Annotated in this window: 7 protein-coding genes; 2 read left to right on the forward strand and 5 right to left on the reverse strand. The window is 53.5% G+C overall.

Annotated elements, in window-relative coordinates:
- Positions 1-93: 93 nt before the first annotated feature.
- The 4 genes from ppk2 to rnd all read right to left on the reverse strand — a co-directional run bounded on the left by ppk2 (position 94) and on the right by rnd (position 3,015).
- Positions 94-981 carry a polyphosphate kinase 2 gene (gene ppk2 / locus BOW51_RS07060; protein ID WP_078477075.1) on the reverse strand — a complete coding sequence of 296 codons (888 nt, stop codon included), beginning with the start codon at positions 979-981 and terminating at the stop codon, positions 94-96.
- Positions 982-1,092: 111 nt separating this feature from the next.
- Entirely contained in the window at positions 1,093-1,410 is a 318-nt protein-coding gene (locus BOW51_RS07065) for a hypothetical protein (protein WP_078477076.1), read from the reverse strand.
- 15 nt (positions 1,411-1,425) lie between these two features.
- Positions 1,426-1,848, reverse strand: coding sequence for a PH domain-containing protein (locus BOW51_RS07070; protein ID WP_078477077.1), 423 nt, complete (start codon positions 1,846-1,848; stop codon positions 1,426-1,428).
- Between the two features lie 63 nt (positions 1,849-1,911).
- Positions 1,912-3,015, reverse strand: coding sequence for a ribonuclease D (gene rnd, locus BOW51_RS07075; RefSeq protein ID WP_078477078.1), 1,104 nt, complete (start codon positions 3,013-3,015; stop codon positions 1,912-1,914).
- Between the two features lie 56 nt (positions 3,016-3,071).
- On the opposite strand from rnd, the gene mpl reads away from it, so the two are divergent.
- Together mpl and BOW51_RS07085 are read left to right on the forward strand one after the other, a co-directional pair.
- A complete protein-coding gene (mpl, locus tag BOW51_RS07080; RefSeq protein WP_078477079.1) occupies positions 3,072-4,433 on the forward strand; it encodes a UDP-N-acetylmuramate:L-alanyl-gamma-D-glutamyl-meso-diaminopimelate ligase in 1,362 nt (453 codons plus the stop codon).
- A gap of 2 nt (positions 4,434-4,435) precedes the next feature.
- Positions 4,436-5,050, forward strand: a complete 615-nt coding sequence (locus tag BOW51_RS07085) for a flavin prenyltransferase UbiX (protein WP_078477080.1) — start codon at positions 4,436-4,438, stop codon at positions 5,048-5,050.
- 229 nt (positions 5,051-5,279) lie between these two features.
- Here BOW51_RS07085 and BOW51_RS11420 read toward each other — a convergent pair.
- On the reverse strand, positions 5,280-5,580 hold a 301-nt coding region (locus BOW51_RS11420; protein ID WP_217349020.1), incomplete at its 5' end, for a hypothetical protein.

The following is a 5,580-nucleotide window of genomic DNA, read 5'->3' on the forward strand; positions in this document are numbered from 1 at the left end:
ATGACGCCCTACTCGAAGTTTGGCATCTACCCTGCAGCTGCACTCGTGCTGTTACTGTTGCTGGCGGCCCGCTTGTCAGGCCGCGAAAATTAATCAGCCGACGAAATGACCGCTTCTGAGTCTCTCTGCTTCCATCGACTCCACTTCGCGCGCACCTGAAATAACAATATTCGGATCAGGCACATAATCCAGCTCTGTGTTACCTCGCTTGTAGGGAACAGCGTTCAGAATCACACGCATTGCATTGAGCCGCGCAGCAAACTTGTCATTCGAGCGAATCACTGTCCACGGCGCGTGGTTGGTATGCGTCTTTTTCAGCATCTCGTACTTCTGGTTGGTGAAGTCATCCCAGCGTTCCTGCGCCTGCAAATCGACCTCACTCAATTTCCACTGACGCAGAGGGTCTGTCTTGCGGCGTTCGAAACGGCGTTCCTGCTCATCCTTGGTGACACTGAAATAGAGTTTGACGAGAATTGTTCCCTGCCTCACCAGGTCCTTCTCAAAACCGGTAACACCACGCATGAAGTTCGCGTACTCCTCGGGTGTACAGAAACCGAAGATAGGCTCGACCACGGCGCGGTTATACCAGCTGCGGTCAAACAGCACGACTTCTCCACCTCGCGGGAACTGGGCAACGTAGCGCTGAAAAAACCACTGGCTGCGCTGGTTCTCGGTTGGCTTGCCGAGAGCAACAACACGATTGTGTTTCTCGTTCATGTAGCGGGTCACACGACGAATCGTGCCGCCCTTGCCGGAGGCGTCACGCCCCTCGAACAAAATGATCATGCGGCGCCCGGTTTCCTCAAGATATTTCTGCATGAGAATCAACTCGGCCTGGTAGGGCTTGAGTGACTGCTCCTCGCGCCTGCGCTTAAGCGCTTTCTTCGCCGCTTTCTTCAGATTCTGCTCTGCGTTCTTTGCCTCTTCGTATGCAGCAAGCAGCTCTTCTGGTGTCATCTGCTGACCATTTACTTCAATCATTTTGTGTATCGATCCTGAATTTCTGTTAACAACAGGAATTATCTCACAGGCCAATTGTGCATTGCGTGATATGAATCAATGATTTATATGGGGTAGTACGTGAATGTGCTGCTAGAAGATCCAGGCCAGCATGAGCCAGATAAAAATGAAAAAGGTGAAAAAGCCGCCAATCATATACTGCACTTCGCCGATCAACCCGTCACCCGCAGCGACTGCGAGAACGATCATTACCACGAGGGTAACAAAAAAGCCGATGCCAGCGGCATCCTTGAGCCCCAGCCCCGTATTCAAGTCAGCGACAGAGACGATCTCACCAAGCGCCGGTAGCATCAGAACTGCGGCTCCAACAAGCACCAACACCAACAAGATCAATGCAATGGCGGTCTTGCGAGAATCATTTTGGTCCCTGTTGTCTGTATCACCAAGCACGCTCGATTCCCCGTATCAGGTTAAATCACGAATTTTGTGTGGATCTGGCATTCCCTTGGCAACAAATTCCGGTGTATCACCAGCAGTATAGACTTCGATCGTACCTGAGCCCATGATGCGATCCAGAAATGTCTGCTTGACCTTGACTGTTCTGACACTACTGATATTGATCTCGGCGTTACTCTTGCTCAGCAAGCCCTCTTCAAAATGAATTTCGGTATCCGTTACCACCAGCTTCGAAGCCTTGTTTTTGACATACCATGTCAGCAGGATGATTACGCCGGCGCCTACAAGACCGAGTGACAGAACAGCTTTGTAAATGGGTACCTCGACAATAATGCCAAGTGCAATCCCTAAAGGAAACAGCAACAGGGTAATGATAAATCCTATCGGATTGGTCTTGAACATGGTTGGATGTTCTGCATAGAGCACGTTCATTATTACTGATCCCTTTTTTACAGATGATGAAATGAGTTTAGCACAACTTTTTTACCACTTGTGTTACTCCCCTGACGCCTCCGGGCCTGACAACAAGGCATCAATAATCGCCGCTCTCCATGAAGTTTCTTCATGCAGACTTTCGCCGCTCATCAGTTTGATCAACTGACTACGCGAGGCAATTATTCCCGGCGCAATCGTGTCGCGAGTGGCAATCGTTTGCAGCTGAGATTCCAGTTCTGCGAGGCGCTTCTTTTGCTCTCCTTTGAGGCGCGGCTTCTGCGCCTCGTGAATCCAGCTGGCGCCAGGTAACTGGCGCACTTCCGAGGCAATGTGCAGCAGTTTTTTTGCATAACGCTCAAGCTGACGCTGTGACTTCCTGTCAAGGGCGAGCAGCTCCTCGACTGTAAGGGGCTGGTTCTGAGCATACTCAAGCAGGAAGCCATCACCAAGAACCCACTTGCGCGGTAAATCCTTTTTCATCGCCATCTCCTCGCGCCACTCCACGAGTTGCTGCAGCAGGGTCAACTGCTGCGGATTGAGGCGATGACGTCCCTTGACCTTCAGCCAGGCATTCTTCGGGTCAACCCGGTGCAGCGATTCTCTCTCAAGCAACTCCATCTCCTCTCGCATCCACGCATGTCGATGCAGACGCGTCAATTCGGCATCGAGATGCTGATAGAGCTTCCACAGCCAGGTCACATCGGCGTAGGCATAGTCGAGCTGCTTATCACTCAACGGACGTCCGCACCAGTTACTTCGCGTTACATCCTTCGGCAGTACAACATCGAACACCGCCTCGACCAGCCGCGCATAGCCGCTCTGTTCTCCCGCGCCGACAAGGTCAGCTGCCACCTGGGAGTCAAACAGCGGCTGCGGAACCTCGCCCCACTCGTGCAACAAAAGTTCAAGGTCCTGGCGTGCCGAGTGGAACACCTTGAGGCGGCTTCTGTCACACACAAAGTCTTGTAATGGCGCAAGATTCCTGATCGTCAGCACATCGACAGCCACCGCCTCATCCTGCCAGCACATCTGCAACAGGCAGAGTTTCGGGTAGTAAGTACGTTCACGTAAAAACTCGGTATCGACAGTGATGATATCGGCATCCTGCCAGCGTTTTAGCAGCTCTTCGAGCTGCGCGTCCGTTTCAATTAGTTGATGAGGCATTGGTTGGCTTCGAATTCAAATGTATGATGCCATGATACACATTTAGAATAAGCAACATGCATATACATATTCTGGGAATCTGCGGCACCTTCATGGGTGGCATCGCCCTGCTGGCGCAGCAGGCGGGTCACCGCGTGACGGGTTCCGATGCCCATGTCTATCCTCCCATGAGTGACCAGCTGGAAGCTGCCGGCATCGAGCTGATGAGTGGTTACGAGGCGGAGCACCTGAAGCCTGCGCCCGATGTTGTCGTGGTCGGCAATGCCATGACACGTGGCAATCCGGCAGTTGAATACATGCTTGATGCGGGACTGCGTTACACATCCGGCCCGCTGTGGCTCGCCGAACAGATTCTCAATGACCGCTGGGTAATCGCTGCTGCAGGTACCCATGGCAAAACCACTACCAGCGGTATGATTGCCTGGATTCTGGAAGATGCAGGCCTCAATCCCGGCTTTTTGATTGGCGGTGTACCGAAAAACTTCGGCCTCTCGGCACGCCTGGGCGATGCACCCTTCTTCGTCGTCGAGGCGGATGAGTACGACACGGCTTTCTTCGACAAACGCTCCAAATTCCTGCATTATCGCCCGCGAACCGCCGTACTCAACAACCTTGAATTCGATCATGCGGACATCTTTGATGACCTGCAGATGATTCAGCGCCAGTTTCATCACCTTGTACGTACTGTGCCGGGCAATGGCCTGCTGATCGCACCGGCGGATGACCAGCCACTAAAAGAAGTTCTGGAGATGGGATGCTGGACACCTCTCGCAACTCTCGGCCCTGATGGCAACTGGCAGGCCGAATTGCTCGAGGCCGACGGCAGCCGCTTCCGCGTAAGTATCGACGGAACCGAAGCCGGAGTTGTTGAATGGGAGCTGACGGGTGATCATAATGTTCGAAATGCGCTCGCATCTATTGCAGCCGCTCGTCACGCTGGTGTTCCGACATCTGTGGCAATCGAGGCGCTGGGCAAGTTCGAGAACGTCAAGCGTCGCATGGAACTGCGTGGTGAGGTCGAGGGCATTCGCCTGTATGATGACTTCGCACATCACCCGACAGCAATTGAAACAACGCTCACGGGATTACGCAAACAGGTCGGAGATGCACGCATCATCGCAGTACTAGAACCACGTTCGAATACCATGCGCATGGGTATTCATGCAGATTCATTACCGGCCTCATTGCAGCAGGCTGACCGCGTGCTGGTTTACTCGCCGGCATCTCTTGAATGGGATGCAGAGAGTGTTTTCAGGCCACTCGGCAACAAGGCTGAAGTCTGTTCCGAAAGCAAAACGATTGTCGATCTGTTGAAACAGGAAGCGAAAGCAGGGGACACGATCCTGGTGATGAGCAACGCTGGTTTCGAAAATATCCATCAGCGCATTCTTGATGCACTGAATGAACGAGGGAGTTAACCATGGACATTGTTGATGACGGCCCCATAGCACTTGCCTGGACAGGGGCATCGGGTGCCGCTTATGGTCTGCGCCTGCTGGAGGAATTGCTTGCAGCAGACCGCGAAGTCTACCTGCTCTATTCACAAGCCGCGCTGATCGTCATGCAGATGGAGGCCGGACTGGAACTGCCATCACGTGCGGCAGACGCACAACAAGTGCTGTGTGACCATTTCAATATCAGCGACGACCAGCTCTCGGTATTTGGTCGCCAGCAGTGGATGGCGCCCGTCGCCAGCGGATCCAATCCACCGGCCGCCATGGTTATCTGCCCCTGCACTACCGGCAGACTCGGCAGCATAGCCAACGGCATTTGCGATGATCTTATCGACCGCAGTGCCGACGTCATGCTCAAGGAGCGTCGCTCTCTGATCATGGTCGTCAGGGAGACACCCTACTCTGAGATTCATCTTGAAAACATGCTGAAGCTGTCACGCGCAGGAGCGACCATCATGCCCGCCAATCCGGGATTTTATACCAATCCGAAAACTGTCAACGAGGTGGTGGATTTCATGGTGTCACGCATCCTCGACCATCTTGGCATTGAGAACTGGCTCAGCCAGCGCTGGGGAGACTAGCCCATGTCGCGCATCGGAGATGTATTCAGATTCCTGTACGGCCCGCCGCTCAGATTCCTGGCGTGGATCGCTGAGACCTACACCAGCAATCGTAATCGCGTCACAAGCTTGAAGGAGAACCCGCGTGTCGCCGGACTGATCCGCAATGCCGCAATTATCATCCTGCTGTTATGGGCCCTGATATGGATATTTGCACCCGACGAGTACCGTGAACGCCTGACCGAGGAGTTCAAGACTCAGATCGAGAAATACAACGCAGACTCTCAAGATTCGCCTGCACAGACTCCAGCACAGCAAGAGTCTCAACCGGCTGCGACTCAATCATTACAAACAGACCAAGAACGTCGTTGATCTTCTCCTGCAGAATATGCCCTGCATAGACCGGGCAATCTCCAAGCACAGCATCTGTCTTCCACAGGCGCAGAATCAACCGCTGGTCATCGGCCTGCCTGAGCATCTGCATAGTTGGTAACTGGCCCTTGTAGACTTTTGGTGGTGGAGGCAACTCGGTCCCCGGTGCATCCGTCAGG

The sequence above is a fragment of the Solemya elarraichensis gill symbiont genome, assembly GCF_002021095.1.
GTDB lineage: Bacteria > Pseudomonadota > Gammaproteobacteria > Chromatiales > Chromatiaceae.